Source organism: Micromonospora sp. NPDC049374 (assembly GCF_040677165.1).
GTDB lineage: Bacteria > Actinomycetota > Actinomycetes > Mycobacteriales > Micromonosporaceae > Micromonospora.
The window spans coordinates 108,752-126,903 of record NZ_JBFAQH010000018.1; the positions used below are offsets into that span (position 1 = coordinate 108,752).

An 18,152-nucleotide genomic window follows, 5' to 3' on the forward strand; every position below is an offset into this window, starting at 1 on the left:
TAGCAGTTATCTGACTATTGACTCAAGACCATCACTATGGGTTACGTCCACAAAGGAACTGGGTGTCCCGAGGCGACTGCTGTCAGCCGTGACCGCTGGACACCTACGCGCATTCGGACAGGGAGGTCAGCAGTCTTCCGGCGTGGTGCTGGGCTGCCAGAACTGTGGCGCGAACGATCAGAGTGGGTTGGTACAGATCCTTGTCATGCCACAGCGCCGGACCGGTTGTGCCGTCGTGTCGACACAGATAGGCGTGCCCACGGCGAACCGCGTCAATCACCTTGGGTGCCCGGGTGTCGCTGGCTAGCAGGATGTGCAGTGCGTAAGCCGTCTCCTCGGCGGTGGCCGTCCAGGTGCCCCAGCCGCCGTCGGTCCGCTGGGCGGCAAGCGTCCAGTCGACGGCACGAGTGAGCGGCTTCGCCACTGTCGACGGGTCCCCGAACTCTGCCAGGGCCTGCACGCAGCAGGCAGTCGCGTAGTAGTTCGAGGCATGCCACCGGTCGGCCCAGCTGCCCTGCAGTTCCTGACGGTCCAGCAGGGCCGCCACCAGCCGTCGAACGGCAGTGCGATGGCGAGGCTGTGCGCCAGGCTGTTCCGCCAGTCGCTGGCCGAGAGCGTCCAGCACGTGGGCGTTGGTCGTGGTGCTGAAACCGTCTTCACCGGGCCACGTGGCGAAGCCCTCGGGTGTCTCGTAGGGCCAGAGGCAGTCGGTTGACACCGGGATGCCGAGCCGGCCGAGCGCGGCCAGGGTCACTGCGGTGGTATCAGCGTCGGTCGGCAGCCCAGGGCCGGTCGGCGTACCAGCCGCGCCCAGGTCGGCGGTCAGACTGTCCACCAACCCCGTGGACGCGGTCAGATTGATGCCAGCGCGAGCCAGGATGGTGATGACCCAGGCCCTTTCGAAGACGGTGATCGGGGCTGCACACGGCACGGGACCGCCGTAGCGACCGACGGTGCCTTCCAGGTAGGCCACCGCCTCGTGGCCGCCGGGGCGGTCTGGCTTGCCGAGCCATGCGGCGGTGGCGGCCGGCGAGGCGCCCACCGTGCCCGAGGTGTTTGGTGTGACGCCGCCCGCTGCGGGAGCGAGGTCGGCCACGACCTCCAACGCGTGAAGCAGCTTGTCGGGAATCGGTGCGCCAGTGACCACCAGGTGACGTACGGCGGTGAGTCGCTGTCGGGTCACGCCAGGTGGTAGGCCCAGCGGAGTGGAGCGCTGCCACCGCTCTAGCACGGCTGGCGGACGCACGGCCGGGTGGTGGAGGTGCTGATCGATGCGGTCAGCGAGTGCGGGGACGATCAGGTCGAGGGCCGGGGTGTCGGGTAACGGGCCGGTGCCGCTCATGAGCCCGGTCAGGGTCACCAGAGCACGGTCGACGGCATGCGCGAGACGCGCCATGTCCGCTGGTGGGTTGGACCGCAGGACCGTCAGTAGGGCCTCTGTCGCGCTCAGGGTGGGGACGAGGCCGTAGCCTCCGGGCGGCCCCCAGCCGCCGTCCGGCCGCTGGGTGTCGAGCAGATAGCGCACCCGGTCGCGGTGTCCGACCAGCCACGGGGCGAGGCTCACCAGCCGGGCGGTCTCGTACGGCGAGGGGGATGTGCGACCAGCCGGATCGCGCATCATCTCGGCGACCAGGTCGCGGACCTGCCCACGTACGGCTGCGGTCTTTCCGGTCGGTCTCTGCCCGTTGACCGTTGTCACCGGGGTGCCCAGAAGTCGGTCCCGTGGTAGAAGCCGGCTGTGAAACCAAGCACGCGCCGCAGGTATGTCACCTGCTGCGGGCTGACCTCGGCCAGCGGGTCGAGCAGCTGCTGGCAGCGGTCGGCCAGGTCGACTGCCTGCTGGCGCACCTCGTGTTCGTCGACGCCCAACATCAGGATGTTCAGATCGCCGGCCTTGACGTCACGGTCGTAGCTGGCCAGGTCGTTGACCAGCCGCAGCACCTTCTCCACCTCGTAGCTGGCCGTGACCAGCGCGGTCAGGTGATCCTCAGTCTCCACCGCGTTGGTGGCGATCCAATGGGAGATGTTGACCCAGGTGGCGCCATAGCCGGCGGCGTTGGCCAGGTAGTCACTGGCGGAGGGCAGGCTGGCGTTGCTCGAGTTCCGGTCTGTTCGCCACTGCCACTCCCGCAATTCAGCGTCGAGCATGCGGCGCAACTCGTCCTGCCACAGGTGACCCAGGCGTGGAAACAGTGGCGTAGTCGCGAGGTCGTCGCGGATGTCGGCCAGGAACTGCGTGAGCTGGTCGTCGTCGGCAGGGGCGGAGCCCGCCGCTACCGCGATACAGGCGGCGACAGTCGTGGTGGCTTCTTCCAGAGAGGTGATCTCCGAGTCGATCCGCCAGTCCTCGGCTGTCACCCATAGTGACGTACGGTTTGCGGTTCTTAGTTCAGTGGCGGTGCACCAAGGGGCGATGAACGCGGTGGACAGCGCCAGGGCGCTCAGCATGGCCGCATCGACGGGAGGATCGGGAAACAGCGTGGGATAGTTGGCGACCCGGCCCTGCAGGTCGCGTTGCCCTCGCGCGGCCACGGAACAGATTCGTCCCTGTTCGGCGGTGTGCTCGAGCGTGGCGGCCAGGGTGTCTGGGTGCATCAGTGGCTCCTACTGATGACGGAGTGATCGCGGCGGGACAGGGTCAGCTCGACTCGTCGACGAGGACGGAGTGACGCGGCGACCCGCGGTGCGGGCACTGTCGGGTCAGTCAGCGTGAAGCGGAACCTGCAGATCAAGGTCGCCACGATCAACAGAGCCTCCACGTTGAACAGGTGTTCTCCGAGGCATCTGTGCATGCCGAGTCCGAACGGGTAGTAGGCATGGCGGCGGCGGGTCTCCGCCTCGGCGTGGCCTGGAGCGAAGCGCTCCGGGTCGAAGGATTCGGCGGTTGATCCCCAGTAAGCCTTCATCCGCTGCGTGGCGTACGGGGAGAGGATGACGGTCGCGCCCTGGTCTATCCGCACTCCGCCCAGCACGTCGGAAGCCAACGCGCGTCGGGGGACGATCCAACCCGCAGGGTACAAGCGCAGGAGCTCGTTGAGCACCATCTGGGTGTAGGTGAGCTGAGGCAGGTGCTCCGCCCGCACCGGCCCGGCACCGACAACCTGATCGACCTCTGCGTAGAGCCGATCTGCGACGTCGGTGTGGTTGGCGAGGACCGGCCAGAGCCAGGTCAACACGACGTAGCTCGTCTCCGTGGTGACGGCCACCATCGACACCAGGTCGTCGCGCATCTGCCGTTCGGACAACGGCTGGCCGTCGCGTTGCGCACGTGCCAAAGTCGACAACACGTCGTCGCCGTCGCCGGGCTGACGAACCGCAGCGCGGAGCACCGGCAGCAGGATGCCGTCGATGGTCTGCACGGAGCGGTGGAAACGACGGTCGCCCGGCATCGGAATCCACCATGGTGCGAAGGGGGCCAGGAGACGTGGTGCCATGGAAGTGACGATGTCCTCCTGCGCTGCCATGATGCGTAGCGCGTCGTCAACCGAGACCCGAGAGTCGAAGAACACCCGCATGATGGCGGCGCAGACGAGGCGGGACAGCTCAGTGCCGATGTCGACGACGCGACCCGCTGCCGCCGCCGCATCCAGCCGATCGGTCGCCTCGTCGATGGCCTCCGCCATCGTGTCGACAAGCGCGTCGATGCGGCCCCGCCGGAACAGCGGGGCCAGGGTCTTGCGAGAGGCCAGCCAGGTGTCACCCTCGGCGAGGATTCCGTCGCCGACGAGTTTGCGGACCGAGCGCCAGAGTGCGGTGTCATCGCCTCGGGGATAGTTGGCAGCCCGGTCCTGCAACACCTGCCGGACATGATCGGGATCGGTCACAAGGTAAGGGCTGGAGACCCCGAGTCCGAGACGTACGACCTCACCGCCGGCGGCCTCACCGGCGTCCACCAGGGACTGATGAGCATCACGGAGGAAGCTGGGCAGTGCCTTCCAGGCAGGCACAGTCCTGGGTTTGCCGGCTGCTCCCGCCTTCGGTGCCCCCATCGTGGACCCTCCCCTGTGGCTCGCCTCGAAGTTGCCGACCGCGCAACTTCCAGGACTTAATGCAGCCTCAGTGTGCAAGTTGTGAAGGTGGTCTCGCAATGGGTGACCGGCTTTGTCACTCGGCCTTGCACCATCGATGCCGGTCTGCGACATGGGCCCGACGGTTGGCACGGCGACGAGGACGCGTTGTGCGGCGAGCGTCTGCCGCGACGGGGGTCCTGCCACTCCCCCGGGGCAGCAACCACCGTTGCGCGCCCGGTCACGTAGTCGCCCGGCCTGCCGCCGTGACGGCGGCACGTTGCTGCGGCCAGAGCGATGCCGGCGTTACTCCGGTGGCGACGCCTGCTGACGATATGCCTGCGGCGACATGCCGTAGGTGGCACGGAAAATGCGGGCGAACTTGCCCCGGTCGGAGAAGCCTGATCTGGCGGCGATAGCGTAGATAGGCCGGTCGGCAAGGATTGGGTTCACCAGGTCACGTCGACATCGCTCCAGCCGGCGGTGACGAATCAACTCGGCAATACCCATGCCCTCACCCTCCCACAGTCGATAAACCGTGCGCACGGAGACGTGATGCGCGGCAGCGATTGTGCGAGCATTCAGATCGGGGTCGTCAAGATGCTCGGAGATGAAGGCGTCGATCCTGGTTCGTAAGGCTTGCTGCCGCATCTCGGCCGGCAGAGTCTGCTCCAGGTCGAGATGCTGTGCCAGTGTCGCCGAGATCAAATCAAGGGCCACGCTTCCGAGCGGCCCGGCGTCGCTCGACCTGAACTGCTCGGGGTGCTGGGCGACCTGTAGAAGGAGCCGCGCGAGCAGGGAAGCCATACCCACCGACGGTAGGCGTTGGGCGAGCAGCCGCCTCAGTTTGGACTGGGGAAGGGGTATGGCCGACTGCGGGAAGAGGACGGCCACAGTGTCTGCCGTTCGCGGGTGCCCAACACCTGGAACGGAACTGGGCAGTGGCGCCTGCTCCGGGACGTGCTGGCACTCGTATGGGCGGGAGGTGGTAAGAAATGTGAACTCGGCCGGCTGGACGAAACACTGGCGGCGTTCCTGATCGAGAACGCTCGTACCCGTCAAGGGTAGTGCGAGTTCATACAACTCGGGATCGCCTCGTCGGATCATGCGCTGAGAGCGGTACATCGTCAGCTCGGGATAACGAAATGCGGCGATCCGGGACGTCCCGAGGTCGACTACGCGGGCGAAACCAGTGAAGTCCGACGCGTGCGGGCTTTTGAACTGTGACGGCGCTGTATCTCTGGAGATTATGTCGTGCCAAATTTCGAACCGGTCAGGCTCGGGAAAGAGCTGCAAGTCGATAGTCTCCGCGGGAAGAATCGCCACCCACCTCCTCAGTTACCTGCCCGTCAATCGATCGACGCAGCGTACATGGTGGGACACCACCGCGGCGTCGACCAGCCGCCGCGTCAGCCTGGCCCGGTCGACCTGTGCGTCGGTGCTCACCTGCCTTGAGGGCTGCGGCGGGCGTACTTGTTGCGGAACTTCTCGACTCGGCCGGCGGTGTCGAGCAGGCGTTGCCGGCCGGTCCAGAAGGGGTGGCTGGCGGAGGAGATCTGGACGTCGATGACGGGGTAGGTGTTGCCGTCGGTCCATTCGATTGTCTGGTCGCTGGTGGCGGTGGAGCGGGTGAGGAAGGCGAAGTCGGCGTCCTTGTCGCGGTAGACGACGGGGCGGTACTCGGGGTGGATGCCGGGCTTCATGTGCGTCGTACTCCTTCGGATTCGGTCAGTTCCGCCGCCGCGAGGGGGAAGCAGCCGGCGAACGGGTCGTCGTAGGTTCGCCAGGTCTCCTCGCCGTCGGCGAGTTCGGTGTCGGTGAGTAGGCAGCTGGAGAGGGTGCGGTGCAGGTGGACGGGGTCGGTGTCGAGGCCGATGAAGACCAGGTGTTGGTGGCGGTCGCCGTAGTAGGGGTCCCAGTCGAGGGCGGCGGCGAGGCGGCGCTGGTCGTCGATGTGTTCCCAGTGGGCTTCGGGCAGGCTGACGAGCCAGTGCCCGAGAGAGCCCATGGCCAGGCCGCCGCCGGCGAACTCCCAGGCGATGACGGTGTCGGGTTGGCTGGCGAGCCAGAGGTGGCCTCGGGAGCGGATGACCTCGGTGTTTACCTCTTCGAGGACCTCGTGCAGGCGTTGTGGGTGGAAGGGGCGGCGGGCGCGGAAGACGGCGGAGACTACTCCGCAGTCGGGCTCCGGCTGGTGCGCGCCGAGGGTGTAGCCCTGTAGACCACGGGCGAGCACTCCGGGGGTCTCCGGGCGGTGCCGGTGAGTGTGGCGCAGTTGGCGGGTCAGCGCGTCGGCGTCGATGAGGTCGCCGTCGACGCGGAGGTGGGTCGCCCAGGGTGCCATCCGTTGTAGGAGGACCGCCATCCGGCTGGTGTCGAACGCCCCTTCGCGGGACTGTCCCCAGAGCACCAGGGTGTCGGCGTACTCGATCTGCCGGACGACGACGTCGGCGAGCGCGCGGTGGTCGTCGTCGGCGGCCTGGATGCCCAGGGTGGCGAGGTCGTCGGTGCTGGCCAGGCCGTCGAGGAGGTGTTCGGCGTCGAGGACGGTGACGTAGGAGTCGACGCGGAGCAGGTCGGTGATCGGTGCGCCGTCGACGAGGCAGTGTGCGCAGGCGGCGGCGACGGCCTCGGGTTCGACCACCTCGGGCAGCATCAGCACCAGGTCCCGGCCGGGGTGGCTGCGGGTGAGCCGGACGAGGGTGGGTAGCACGTCCTCGCGCAGGGTGCACGAGGCGCAGCCGTGTCGCAGCGCGACCTGTTCGTCCTCGACGATGCCGGTGCCGGTGCGGACCACCCGCCGAACGACGCCGTCGCGGATTGCGGTGAGGTCGTGCCGCACCAGCAGCAGCGAGGTGTCGGCGGCGAGCAGCGCGCGGGCGACGGCGAAGGTCGCCGCCGGCCAGAACCCGGACAGCACGGTCAGCGACGGCCGAGTGTCGGCGTCCGGTGTCATGGCACGGGTCGGGGCCTGCGGTGACGACGGCATGGGATTCCTCTCGACCTAACTGAAAATGATTGTCATTCTAAGCATACGCCGGCTTCGCATGTGAGAACAGGGATGTGTCGTCGGCTGCGACGGGGGCGCGCCAGGCCGACGCGGTCCTCACCGTCGCGATCCACCCGAGGCTCGCCGGTGCGGGTGAGCGGGACGCCGACCGCCGCGCCGCGCCGCTCACGCTGCTCGGTGGTGACCCGGGGTCGGTGCTGTCGAGATCGTCAACGACCCCGGCGCGGAACCAGTCGACCGGCTGATGCGATACTGAAAACCGTTGTCGTTATCATCGCCGTGTTGTGTGAGGAGTCATCACTGTGTCCAGACGTTGCGACGTCACCGGCGCGAAGCCGAGCTTCGGCAACGCCGTGTCCCACTCGCATCGGCGCACCCGCCGCCGGTGGAACCCGAACCTGCAGAACCACCGCTACTGGCTGCCGTCGGAGCGGCGGTGGGTCAGCCTCACCCTCACCGCGAAGGCGTTGAAGACCGTGGATCGTAAGGGCATCGAGAAGGTCGTCGCCGAGCTGCGTGCGCACGGGATGAAGCTCTGATGGCCCGCCAGACCGACGTCCGCCCGATCGTGCGGCTGCGTAGCACCGCCGGCACCGGCTACACGTACGTCACCCGTAAGAACCGCCGCAACGACCCCGACCGGCTGACCCTGCGCAAGTACGACCCGATCGTGCGCCGCCACGTTGAGTTCCGCGAGGCCCGCTGATGGCCCGCAAGAGCCTGGTCAACCGGCAGGCCCGTCGTGAGGAACTGGTCGCTCGGCACGCCGAGACGCGGGCTGAGCTGAAGCGGCTGATCGCCCACCCGGACACCGACCCGGACGTACGCGTCAACGCGGTCCGCCGACTCGGTCGACTGCCGCGTGACTCCAGCCCGGTGCGGCTGCGATCGCGCGACCAGATCGACAGTCGTCCGCGTGGCGTGCTGACCCGGTTCGGGCTCTCCCGCGTCCGGTTCCGCGAGATGGCCCTGCGTGGCGAACTGCCCGGGGTGCGCAAGGCGTCGTGGTGACGCCACCATGGACCCACCTGGGCGCAGGTGCACCCGTTGTGAAAGGGGAGAAACGAATACGACGTCGAGGGCCCCGGTTTCGCGGCCCAGGTCGCCCGAGCGGTGGTGGTCGCCGGCACGGTTTTCTTCGACCTTGTCTTCGTCCTCGCGTTCATCAACGTGACCCGTCTCATCTCCAGGGACGTGACCCCAAGGTCTCCGCTTCACGGCACGATCGTGCTCGCCCTGCTCTGGTTCTGCTGGACAACCTTCGCCTCGCTGGGCGATCTCGTCCATGCCGGCCACGGAATGCTGCCCTGGTTCGGGTTCGGCATCATGGCGGCCGCCTTCGTCCTGGCCATCGCCATCCCGCAGGCCTTCGTGAATAAACCGGGCGCACTGACCGGCCCGGTGGTGTTCGCTGGCACCGATCGTCGTCCCAGCCGCAGTGGCCGCTGTGCTGATCGGACTGGCTACCCCGGCGAGGGCGGCCACCGGGGCGTCGACGATTTCGTTGAGGGTCTTGTCCTGGTAGGCCTTGTCAACCAGCCTGAAGAGGTCGGGCGGTGACGGCACGCACACTCCTCAGAAGTTCAAATCGGGCGAGCCAACCAGGTAGTGACAACCCTTCCGAATCGGGTCACGGTGCGGGCGCGGGGCTACGCCGTGGATACCGAAGGTTCACGCCTCTTCGTTGCTGCCCTCGTCGTCGCCAAAGGAGTCGAAGACTTCCTCGGCGACCATTCCGCCGGCGAAGCCGAGCGCGGCACCGCCGACCACCCCGGCGGCGACGGCACCCATGCCGGGGCCACTGCGATGTTCGTGGTGCTCCTCCTTGTAGTGCTCCCCCGGATGGCCGTATCCGGGGTGGCCGTATCCGGCGGCGCCGTAGGCGGGCTGGCCAAAGCCAGGCGGCGGAGGCGGGTAGCCGGGGGTGCCGTAGCTCTGAGCGGGTGGGGCGTAGCCGCTGCCGGCGTGCAGGCTCTGGTATCCGTCGAGGACCTGACGGAGCCAGGTGTCGACTTGAGCGGCCCAGTCGAGGCGGTCGGTGTCGGCGTGCGTGGCGTGGTAGCGGCCGAAGGAGTCGTGGCCACCGGTGAACAGGCCGCCGCGCTTGTCGAACTCCAGCACCACGTCCACGCCGTGCTCGGTCGCGACGAAGGTCAATTCGACCTCGCTGACGGCGTTAGCGTACTGCGGCGCGGCGTAGTACTCGATCTCCTGGTAGAACGGCAGCGTCTGGTGCAGCCCGGCGATGTGGCCACGCTCGAGGTCAGCGCTCTTGAACTGGAAACCGAGCCGGCCGAATGCCTCCAGGATGCGTTCCTGCACCGGCAAGGGGTGCACGTGTACCGAATCGAGGTCGCCCTTGTCGACCGCGCCATGGATGGCGACCTCGGTGCGTAGGCCCATTGTCATGCCGTACAGGTGCTGCCCGTACAGATCGGTCACCGGGGTCTCCCACGGCACCGCCACCTGGAACGGCAGTGACAGCTGCTGGCCCTCGCGCAGGTTCAGGCCGCCCGCGACCTGAACGCGGTGGAACTCGATGAGGGCGTCGTAGTCCTCGTCCGCGCCGTCGATCTCCACCCGAGTGACCAGACCGACGGTGACGTGGTCGATCTCCACATCGTGGCTGCTCCCGGTCAGGTTCACCTGCCCGCCCAGCATCAGCCCCGGTCGGGTACTTGGATTGGACAGGACGGTATCGACACTGGGGCCGCCCACCCCGAACGCGCCCAGCATCTTCTTGAACACCACGAACCTCTCCCTCGACGAACACCCGACGCGCAGCACCCGGACGTGATGAAAATTCACCCAATCCCTTGCGTCGCAACGAGATCAACGACCTCCATAATGGATGCAGCCGGGTCGGGAAACTACCAACGCCACCTGAGAAGTAGCTGAGTGCATTCGCGCGGTTACCGTCCGGTGGATGGTCAGTGGCGTGGCTCGTCCTCGTCGACCTCGTGCCCGTCGTCGCGAGCCGGCGCGGTACGCAGACGCACCTGGGTGATGGCCCGCCCCGTCACCTCCGCCACCTCCGCGGTCAGGCCGGGCAGCTCGATCACCTCGCCGGGCGCCTTCGGAATGTGGCCGAGATGCGCCAGGACCAGGCCCGCGACCGTCGTGTAGTCCCCGGCCTCGAGAGTGTCCTCGTCGAGGTCGATGCCGATGTCGGTCAGGTCGTGCAGCGGGAAGCCGCCGGGCAGCAGCAGCGCCCCGTCCGGCTCCCGTACGACGGCCTGCACGTCCCGGTCGGTCTCGTCGTAGATTTCCCCGACGATCTCCTCGACCAGGTCCTCCATCGTCACGATCCCGTCGATGGAGCCCCGCTCGTCGACGACGAGGGCGAACTGCTGCCGTTGCGAACGCAACTCCCGGATCGCCTCGGTCACCTTCAACGTCTCCGGCAGATACACCGCAGGGCTGGCGTGCTCGGCGACGGGGCCTTCCTGGTCGAGCAGGTCCCGCAGGTGTACTACGCCGATGGTGTCGTCCAGCCCGCCGCGGCCCACGACCGGGGCTCGGGTCTGGCCCGATTTGCCCAGCTCGCGCAGCGCCTGCGGTGCCGTCAGCGACGCGGGGAGGGTGACCACCTCGCGACGCGGGACGAGGATCTCCCGCAGGATCCGTTCGGCGACCTCGAAGGCGCCAGAAATGATCATCCGGTGTTCGGGGGTGAGGTTGCGCTGCGCGGCGACCATGTCCCGCAATTCCTCGGTGGTGACCTCCTCCCGCCGCGCGCGGGGGTCGCCACCCGCCAGACGTACGATTGCGTCGCTGGCCTTGCTCAGCAGCCACACCGCTGGCCGGGAGAACGTCGACAGCGTGTCCAACGGCCGGGCGACCAGCAGCGCCCACCCTTCGGCGCGCTGCATCGCGATTCGCTTCGGCGCCAACTCGCCCAGCACCAGGGTGACGAACGTCAGCAGGACGGTCACCACGACGATGGACACCGGCTCCGCCGCGCCACCGAGAAAGCCCAGCGGGCCCACGAGCGGCTGGGCCAGGGACACCGCCGCCGCGGCCGACGCCAGGAAACCCGCCAGGGTGATACCGATCTGAATCGTGGCCAGGAAGCGATTTGGGTCCCGCGCCAACCTCGCCAACACCCGCCCGCCCCCGGAGGTCCGCTCCAGGCGCTGCAACTGGCTCTCCCGCAGCGATACCAGCGCCATCTCGCTGCCCGCGAACACCGCGTTGATCAACACCAACACGAACACCAGCGTGACCTGCACGCCATAGCCACCCACGGCCTGTTCGACGCCTCCTTGACCGGACCGTCCGAAGCATCACCGTATCCGCGGCTCGCACACGGTGTCGCATGCGCCGGTAATCTGGCGCAGCCAGTCGATGAACGGTTAGCCGACGTCTGCTTTGCCTGCGAGCGACCGGGACGCCGATGCTGGCGGTCCCCGGGCCGGCGTGGCGGCGAGCACCCAGCAAGGTCTCAGCATGCCTGCCTACCCTGGCCGGCATGTCCAGTGACGGTGAGCCGCCCAGTTCTGACCAGCCCGGGGTCCGAGAGGCGGCGTGCCGGTGACCGAGTGGCTGTTGTTGGCCGTCGCGGTCCTGCTGATCGCGGCGAACGCGCTGTTCGTGGCAGCGGAGTTCGCCTTCGTCACGGTCGACCGGGCGACGGTCGAGCGGCGAGCGGAGTCCGGTGACCGCCGCGCTGCCGGGCTACTGGCAGGGTTGCGGACGTTGTCCACGCAGCTGTCCGGAGCGCAGTTGGGGATCACCGTGACCAGTTTGGTCGTCGGGTTTCTGGCCGAGCCGTCCCTGGCCACACTGCTGCGCGGCCCGCTCGGGCTCACCGGGCTGTCCGACTCCGCGGTGACCGCGGTGTCGGTGTCGGTGGCGCTGGCCCTGGCGACGGGCTTCCAGATGGTCTTCGGTGAACTCGTACCGAAGAACTGGGCGATCTCCGAACCGCTGCGTGTCGGCCGCGCCGTCGCCGGAGCGCAGCGCGGCTTCACCACGGTCGCCGGCCCGCTGATCTGTTTCCTCAACGGCACCGCTAACCGGATTCTGCGCCTGATGGGTATCGAGCCGACCGAGGAACTGGCCTCCGCGCGCTCGCCGCAGGAACTTGCCTCGCTGGTCACCCGGTCCGGCCGGGAGGGCACCCTCGACGCGCGGACCGCAGAGCTCGTCGCACGTTCGATCGACTTCGGCGAGCGTACGGCGGCCGACGTGATGACCCCACGTACCCGGGTACGGTTCGTCTCCGCCGACGCGCCCGCCGCGGAGGTCCTGGCGCTCGCTGCCAGCACCGGGCACGCCCGCTTCCCGGCCACCGGCACCGGCGTCGACAACGTCGTCGGCGCGGTGCACTTCAAGCACGCCCTGGCGGTGCCAGCAGCACAGCGGTCCACTCAGCCGGTCCGGACGATCATGTCCGGTCTGCCGGAGGTGCCGGAGACCATGCCGCTGGACCCGCTGCTGGCTGTCCTGCGTGAGCAGGGACTCCAGCTAGCGGTCGTCGTCGACGAGTACGGCGGCACCGCCGGAATCGTCACCTTGGAGGATCTCGTCGAGGAGATCGTCGGTGAGATCGCCGACGAGCAGGACGCCCCGCATCGCCGCCACCACCGGGCCGCCGACGGCACCTGGACGTTGTCCGGCCTGCTGCGTCCCGACGAGGCGTCCCGGCTGATCGGCCTCGACCTGCCGGAGGCGCGGGATACCGACACCCTCGGCGGCCTCGTCACCGAGCACCTCGGTCGATTCCCCCAGGTCGGCGACACCATCACCGTGTCCGTCGCCGACCGGAACCATCCCGACCCGGACGGCCTGCCGACCCCGGCCAGCGTCGAGCTCGCGGTCACCCGGCTCGACGGCCGCCGCGTCGACCGACTCACCCTGCGCCGCACCAACGACAACCAACCCAGCGAGGAAGCCCGGTCATGAGCGACGTCACCGCGATCCTGCTGGCCGTGGCGCTGCTGGCCGGCAATGCCTTCTTCGTCGGCGCGGAATTCGCCCTCATCTCTGCCCGCCGCACACAGATCGAACCGCGAGCCGCGGCCGGCTCGCCCATCGCCCGCGTGACGCTGCGGGCGATGGAGAACGTTTCCCTGATGATGGCCGGCGCGCAATTCGGCATCACGGTCTGCTCTCTCGGCCTCGGTGCGATCGGTGAACCCGCCGTGGCGCATCTGCTGGAGAAGCCCTTCGCCGCCGTCGGGGTACCCGATGCGCTGCTTCACCCGATCGCCTTCTCCATCGCCCTGGCGCTCGTCGTGTTCCTGCACATGGTGCTCGGCGAGATGGTGCCCAAGAACATCGCCCTGGCCGGTCCCGAACGCTCCGCGCTGATCCTCGGGCCGGTGCTCTACGGCATCGTCACCGTTCTCCGCCCGCTGATCTGGCTGCTCAACCAGGTCGCCAACGCCGTCCTGCGGCTTCTCCGCGTCACTCCGAAGGACGAGGTCGCCTCGACCTTCAACAACGAGGAGATCGCCGGCTTCATCGTTCAGTCCCGGCAGGAAGGACTGATCGACCAGCACGAACACGACCTGCTCACCGGCGCGCTGGCCTTCAACGACCAGACCGCCGCAACCGTGGCGCTGCCGATGGCCTCACTGGTCACCCTGCCGCAGGACACCACCGTGGCGGAGCTCGAACGCCAGTGCGCGGCAACCGGGTACTCCCGTTTCCCGTTGACCGACCCGGATGGAACGCTCACCGGATACGTCCACGTCAAGGACATCCTCGGACTGCCAGTGGAAGAGCATGACGAACCGCTCGACCCGAGGCTGATCCGCCCGCTGGTCACGCTGGACGCCGCACGGCCGCTGCGCGACGCGCTCACCGTCATGCAGCACCGGGGCGCTCACCTCGCGACCGTCGTCGACGCGGACGACCAACTCCTCGGTCTGGCGGCTCTGGAGGACGTGGTGGAGAAGCTCGTCGGTGAGGTCCGCGACGCCGCCCACACCACCGTCCGCGCCATGGCCAACTCATGACCCGTCGCCCGCCCCACCGCTGAGCGGGTCCTACGCCCAGCGCGCCAGCGCCGTCACCGTGCCCGGATCGACATCCGTCAGTCCCGCGTCGGTCACCGTCACCTGCGCCCGGGACCGTAGCGAGCGCCAGCGCTGCAACGCCGGATGTTCCACCTGCACGGCCAGTCCGGAGGCGACCCACATCGCTCGCCGGTCGCCCGCCATCTCCATCCACGCGATCTGTGCCGCGTGCCCAGCCGCCGCAGCGGCCTTACCGGTCGACAGCACCGGCTCTGGCGTGATCGAGACTACGACGGGACCATTCGGCTCGGCGTCGATCGCGTGAGGTCGGGCCGCGGGGTGATCGGCGAGATCGAGCCCCTGCATCTGGAGTTTGGCGATCTCCCGGGGCACCGCGTCCAGCGGGGTCGGTACCAGCGCGCGCACCTGGGCGTCAGCGTGGCTCGTCGTCACACCCGGCAGTTCCTGCGCCCGATCCCACGCCGCGCCCTTGGCCCGGCGGGCGTGCTTGCGGATGCGGCCAGCCAGCCACCGCGCGACCGGGGCGCTCCACGATCCGCCCGGCTCGCACCGTTCATCGGAGACCAGCCGCACGACCGCGAGCGCCCCGGCCTCGCATACCGCCGTGTGTCCGGGCGGTGCGGCGCGGTCCAGCCGGACGACGAGCTGCATGCACCAGGGCACCTCGCCCTCGGGGTCGACATGGCCGGACGACGCGGACTGGGACAACAGATTCACAGTCCCATCCTGTCGACGGCGTCAACAGCAGCCGCGTAGTTGCGGCCAGTTGGTCGCGGCGCGGGCCCGGCCTGACGTCGAGCCCGCCCGCCTTCGGAGCGTGTTTGAGGAGGCTTGCCCGTAGCGAGCCGGGCGGTAGGGCATGGCCTTCTCAAACACGCTCACAGTTCGTCGGCTCGGTGGTGTTGGTTATGCGAGGGGTGCGAGGCGGAACTGTTGGTTGGTCTGTCCGTGGCAGTCGTAGAGCTGGATCTGGGCTCCGTTGTTGCTGCTCCAGACGTCGAGGCAGCGTCCGGACTGGACGCCGGTGATGGTGCCGTTGGAGTTGACGTTCCATTGCTGGTTGGTGCCGCTGTGGCAGGTGTAGATCTGGATGGCGGCGCCGTTGCCGGAGCCTGCGGCGTCGAGGCACATGTCGCCGTAGACGCGTAGTTGTTTGTTTGCGGTGTAGGTCCAGGACTGGTTGGTCTGCTTGTTGCAGTCGTAGAGCTGTACCCGGGTGCCGTTGTTGCGGGAGGCGTTGGGTACGTCGATGCAGCGGCCGGACTGGGTGCCGATGATTTCGTTGGCGGAGCCGGACGGCGGCGTGGTCGGCGTGGGAGTCGGCGTCGGGGTCGGGGTCGGGGTCGGCGTGCCGGTGGGCGGCGGAGTGGTGGTGGGCGGGGTCGAACTGTCCAAGCCGAAGAACTGGATGGCGACCCGCGCCATACCGCTTGAGGGCAGGCTGTGCCCGGCACCCTGGATGGCGTAGGCCTCGACCTGCGTGCCGAAGCGACGGCGGTTCCAGTTGGCCTGCGGGGTGTCCGTGGACGTGGGCGTCTGGCTCAGGCCGTGCACGTTGGTCCACTGCTCGATCGATTCCTGAAGCAGCGAGTACGGCACCAGGGTGTCATTGGTGCCGTGCCACAGCTGAATCGGCGGGCGAGGGCCGGTGTAGCCGGGGTACGCGGCCCGAACCAGGTCGCCCCACTGCTGCGGGGTCCGGTTCATCGAGCCGTTCGTGCACGGACCACCGGGCGGGTAGGCAGCCGCGTTGGCGAAGCAGTTGAAGGGGACGCCCATGAAGGACGCACCCGCCTTGTACAGGTCGGGGTAGACCGCCAGCAGGTGCTGGGTCATCATGCCGCCAGACGAGCTGCCGGTGGCGTAGACCCGGTTGATGTCACCGCCGTACTGCGTCCGGACGTAGTTCACCATCGACTCGATGGAGACCGGGTCGCTACCACCACCACGGCGCTTGGACGCGTCCGACCAGGTGTCGAAGCACTTGCCGAACCCGGCCTCCTGCATGGCGCTCGGGTAGATGACGATGAACCCGTACTGGTTCGACAGTGAGGCGAACTCGCTGCCCGAGTAGAAGCCCGGCCCCGACCCGCCGCAGCCGTGCATGGCGACCACGATCGCCGGGTTGGCCGGCCGGTTGTCGGGCACGTAGACGTGCATCCGCATGCCGCCCGGGTTGTTGCCAAAGCTGGTCACCTCGACCAGGGACGCGGCGGACGCCGGCGAAGACAGCGCCACAAAACCCAAGCTGAGGAGCAGGAAGCTGGCCAAACCGGCCAGCGCCGCCCTGGTTCGTCTCATGATACCTCCATCGATGGTGGTGGATGTTTCAACATTAGGCAATTTCCTGACGACCGTCAATGAAGCGCCTAATGTTCTCCAGGCCGGAAGATCGACGGAGGGGCGTCCACGTGGTGCGGGCGGGCTCGGCGTGATGCCGAGCCCGCCCGTTTCGGTCCGGACCTGTAGGGCCTTGGGCGGCCCTACAGCTGGTAGACCTGCCCGGCCTCGAACGGGTCGTTCGTCGGCTCGGTGGTGTTGGTTATGCGAGGGGTGCGAGGCGGAACTGTTGGTTGGTCTGTCCGTGGCAGTCGTAGAGCTGGATCTGGGCTCCGTTGTTGCTGCTCCAGACGTCGAGGCAGCGTCCGGACTGGACGCCGGTGATGGTGCCGTTGGAGTTGACGTTCCATTGCTGGTTGGTGCCGCTGTGGCAGGTGTAGATCTGGATGGCGGCGCCGTTGCCGGAGCCTGCGGCGTCGAGGCACATGTCGCCGTAGACGCGTAGTTGTTTGTTTGCGGTGTAGGTCCAGGACTGGTTGGTCTGCTTGTTGCAGTCGTAGAGCTGTACCCGGGTGCCGTTGTTGCGGGAGGCGTTGGGTACGTCGATGCAGCGGCCGGACTGGGTGCCGATGATTTCGTTGGCGGAGCCGGACGGCGGCGTGGTCGGCGTGGGAGTCGGCGTCGGGGTCGGGGTCGGGGTCGGCGTGCCGGTAGGCGGCGGAGTGGTCGGATCCGACGGCAGCAACGGACAGGTGCTGCGGTAGGTGACCACGCCACTGTTGTCCAGCAACGGGCAGAGGAACTGGCTGTACCTGGCGTCGTTGTCGACGAACATCTTCAGGAACGGCAGCATCGTCCGGATCAACACCGGGTTCGACCGCCCGACCATGAACCCGTGATCCCCACCGGCGACCTCCAGGTAGACGCTCTCCGTCGAGGCCGGGAGGCTGTTGTACAGACCGAGGGCGTAGGACGGGGTGACCACCGTGTCCGCCTGCCCCGAGATGACCATCGTGGGTACCCGGTCGTTTGCCAGGTTCTGCGACGGTGAGTACGGCGTGATGCCGACCGCCGCCTTCAACGACGAGCGCCGGATGGCTGCGCTCAGCGCCCCACCGCCGCCCATCGAGTGACCGGAGACGGCCAACCGGTTCGGATCGACCCGGTCGCGTACCGGGCTCTGCTGCGTCAGGTAGTCGAGCGCGGCGAGCAACTGGGTGCCTCGGGCCGTGTCGAAGTCGTTACGGCTGTTGGTCTCGATGCCGATCACGACGAAGCCGTGCGATGCCAGCCACGGGCCCATCCAGGCCAGTTCGGCGGAGAACAACGCGGTGTAACCCGGCGAGATCGCGATGGCGCCGAAGGTGCCCTGGCTGGTGTCGGTCGGGTAGTAGATCCTGCCGCCGTTGAAGCCGTACCCGGTCGGGACACTGACCGACGTGTTGGCGAAGGGGCCGTTCTCGGCCGCGACGCTGGCCCGGGTGGGGTCCGGGCCCCGCTGGTACGGGTTGTCGGCGGCCGACGCCGAACTGGTGGCCACCGTCACGGTGAACATCCCGACGGCGGCGGCGATCCCGGCCGTGGCGAGCTTGAACAGCCGTCGCCGAATGCCGGGGGACACTCGGCCGGCATGGGCTACCCCCGAGGGCGGGGGATTGGGTGCGGATCCTCGCACTGTCGATACCTCCTGGTGGTGGGGTGTGTGAGGGATGGGCGGGCCCGGTTTGCGCCGAGCCCGCCCGCTCCGGCTGTGCCCGAGCCGGATCTGCACGCCGTCAGCGTTGCAGGGTCAGTACTCCTGGGCGGTAGGGCAGGAGGCCGTAGTCGCCGCCGGAGTTGGGGGAGCGGCCTTGGTAGAGCAGTTGCAGG

The 18,152-nt window shown here is 68.2% G+C and carries 17 protein-coding genes and 1 pseudogene; 7 read left to right on the forward strand and 11 right to left on the reverse strand.

From position 1 onward, the window contains the following. Positions 1-103: 103 nt before the first annotated feature. From AB0J93_RS25665 to AB0J93_RS25690, 6 genes are all read right to left on the reverse strand, one after another. The gene (locus AB0J93_RS25665) at positions 104-1,699 is read right to left on the reverse strand and encodes a prenyltransferase/squalene oxidase repeat-containing protein (RefSeq protein ID WP_363924877.1); all 1,596 of its coding nucleotides are present in this window, start codon (positions 1,697-1,699) and stop codon (positions 104-106) included. Beyond that, positions 1,696-2,595, reverse strand: a complete 900-nt coding sequence (locus AB0J93_RS25670; RefSeq protein ID WP_363924878.1) for a terpene synthase family protein — start codon at positions 2,593-2,595, stop codon at positions 1,696-1,698. The genes AB0J93_RS25665 and AB0J93_RS25670 overlap by 4 nt, the downstream gene beginning before the upstream one ends. After that, positions 2,595-3,947, reverse strand: a complete 1,353-nt coding sequence (locus tag AB0J93_RS25675) for a cytochrome P450 (RefSeq protein WP_363924879.1) — start codon at positions 3,945-3,947, stop codon at positions 2,595-2,597. The genes AB0J93_RS25670 and AB0J93_RS25675 overlap by 1 nt, the downstream gene beginning before the upstream one ends. Positions 3,948-4,313: 366 nt before the next feature. After that, positions 4,314-5,333 carry a helix-turn-helix domain-containing protein gene (locus AB0J93_RS25680; protein ID WP_363924880.1) on the reverse strand — a complete coding sequence of 340 codons (1,020 nt, stop codon included), beginning with the start codon at positions 5,331-5,333 and terminating at the stop codon, positions 4,314-4,316. Positions 5,334-5,449: 116 nt separating this feature from the next. Further along, the gene (locus tag AB0J93_RS25685; protein ID WP_363924881.1) at positions 5,450-5,710 is read right to left on the reverse strand and encodes a type B 50S ribosomal protein L31; all 261 of its coding nucleotides are present in this window, start codon (positions 5,708-5,710) and stop codon (positions 5,450-5,452) included. Continuing rightward, on the reverse strand, positions 5,707-6,996 hold the full coding sequence (locus tag AB0J93_RS25690) for a GTP-binding protein (protein ID WP_363924882.1): 1,290 nt from the start codon (positions 6,994-6,996) through the stop codon (positions 5,707-5,709). The genes AB0J93_RS25685 and AB0J93_RS25690 overlap by 4 nt, the downstream gene beginning before the upstream one ends. A 74-nt stretch (positions 6,997-7,070) precedes the next feature. Between AB0J93_RS25690 and AB0J93_RS25695 the strand changes: the two genes are divergently transcribed. From AB0J93_RS25695 to AB0J93_RS25715, 5 genes and pseudogenes are all read left to right on the forward strand, one after another. Next, positions 7,071-7,262 (forward strand): hypothetical protein, encoded by a 192-nt coding sequence (locus AB0J93_RS25695; RefSeq protein ID WP_363924883.1) that lies wholly within the window; start codon positions 7,071-7,073, stop codon positions 7,260-7,262. Positions 7,263-7,319: 57 nt separating this feature from the next. Beyond that, entirely contained in the window at positions 7,320-7,556 is a 237-nt protein-coding gene (gene rpmB / locus AB0J93_RS25700; protein ID WP_363924884.1) for a 50S ribosomal protein L28, read from the forward strand. Next, positions 7,556-7,723 (forward strand): 50S ribosomal protein L33, encoded by a 168-nt coding sequence (gene rpmG, locus AB0J93_RS25705; protein WP_093410686.1) that lies wholly within the window; start codon positions 7,556-7,558, stop codon positions 7,721-7,723. Before rpmB ends, rpmG begins: the two co-directional genes overlap by 1 nt. Further along, the gene (gene rpsN / locus AB0J93_RS25710; RefSeq protein WP_363924885.1) at positions 7,723-8,028 is read left to right on the forward strand and encodes a 30S ribosomal protein S14; all 306 of its coding nucleotides are present in this window, start codon (positions 7,723-7,725) and stop codon (positions 8,026-8,028) included. The genes rpmG and rpsN overlap by 1 nt, the downstream gene beginning before the upstream one ends. 105 nt (positions 8,029-8,133) lie before the next feature. Then, positions 8,134-8,415: pseudogene (locus AB0J93_RS25715) on the forward strand (low temperature requirement protein A); the annotation flags it as partial. Positions 8,416-8,688: 273 nt separating this feature from the next. Here AB0J93_RS25715 and AB0J93_RS25720 read toward each other — a convergent pair. Then, positions 8,689-9,768, reverse strand: a complete 1,080-nt coding sequence (locus tag AB0J93_RS25720) for a sporulation protein (RefSeq protein ID WP_363924886.1) — start codon at positions 9,766-9,768, stop codon at positions 8,689-8,691. Positions 9,769-9,947: 179 nt separating this feature from the next. Beyond that, the gene (locus tag AB0J93_RS25725; RefSeq protein WP_363924887.1) at positions 9,948-11,264 is read right to left on the reverse strand and encodes a hemolysin family protein; all 1,317 of its coding nucleotides are present in this window, start codon (positions 11,262-11,264) and stop codon (positions 9,948-9,950) included. Positions 11,265-11,550: 286 nt separating this feature from the next. Here AB0J93_RS25725 and AB0J93_RS25730 point away from each other — a divergent pair, with 286 nt between their 5' ends. Both AB0J93_RS25730 and AB0J93_RS25735 read left to right on the forward strand, forming a co-directional pair. Further along, complete coding sequence (locus tag AB0J93_RS25730) at positions 11,551-12,924, forward strand: hemolysin family protein (RefSeq protein ID WP_363924888.1); 1,374 nt, start codon at positions 11,551-11,553, stop codon at positions 12,922-12,924. Next, complete coding sequence (locus AB0J93_RS25735) at positions 12,921-13,982, forward strand: hemolysin family protein (RefSeq protein ID WP_363924889.1); 1,062 nt, start codon at positions 12,921-12,923, stop codon at positions 13,980-13,982. Before AB0J93_RS25730 ends, AB0J93_RS25735 begins: the two co-directional genes overlap by 4 nt. A 30-nt stretch (positions 13,983-14,012) precedes the next feature. Here AB0J93_RS25735 and AB0J93_RS25740 read toward each other — a convergent pair whose 3' ends face one another. The 3 genes from AB0J93_RS25740 to AB0J93_RS25750 form a co-directional block, all read right to left on the reverse strand. Continuing rightward, positions 14,013-14,720, reverse strand: coding sequence for a peptidyl-tRNA hydrolase (locus AB0J93_RS25740; RefSeq protein WP_363924890.1), 708 nt, complete (start codon positions 14,718-14,720; stop codon positions 14,013-14,015). 189 nt (positions 14,721-14,909) lie between these two features. Then, positions 14,910-16,304, reverse strand: coding sequence for a PHB depolymerase family esterase (locus AB0J93_RS25745; RefSeq protein ID WP_363924891.1), 1,395 nt, complete (start codon positions 16,302-16,304; stop codon positions 14,910-14,912). A gap of 241 nt (positions 16,305-16,545) precedes the next feature. Then, a complete protein-coding gene (locus tag AB0J93_RS25750) occupies positions 16,546-17,958 on the reverse strand; it encodes a ricin-type beta-trefoil lectin domain protein (protein WP_363924892.1) in 1,413 nt (470 codons plus the stop codon). Positions 17,959-18,152: the final 194 nt, after the last annotated feature.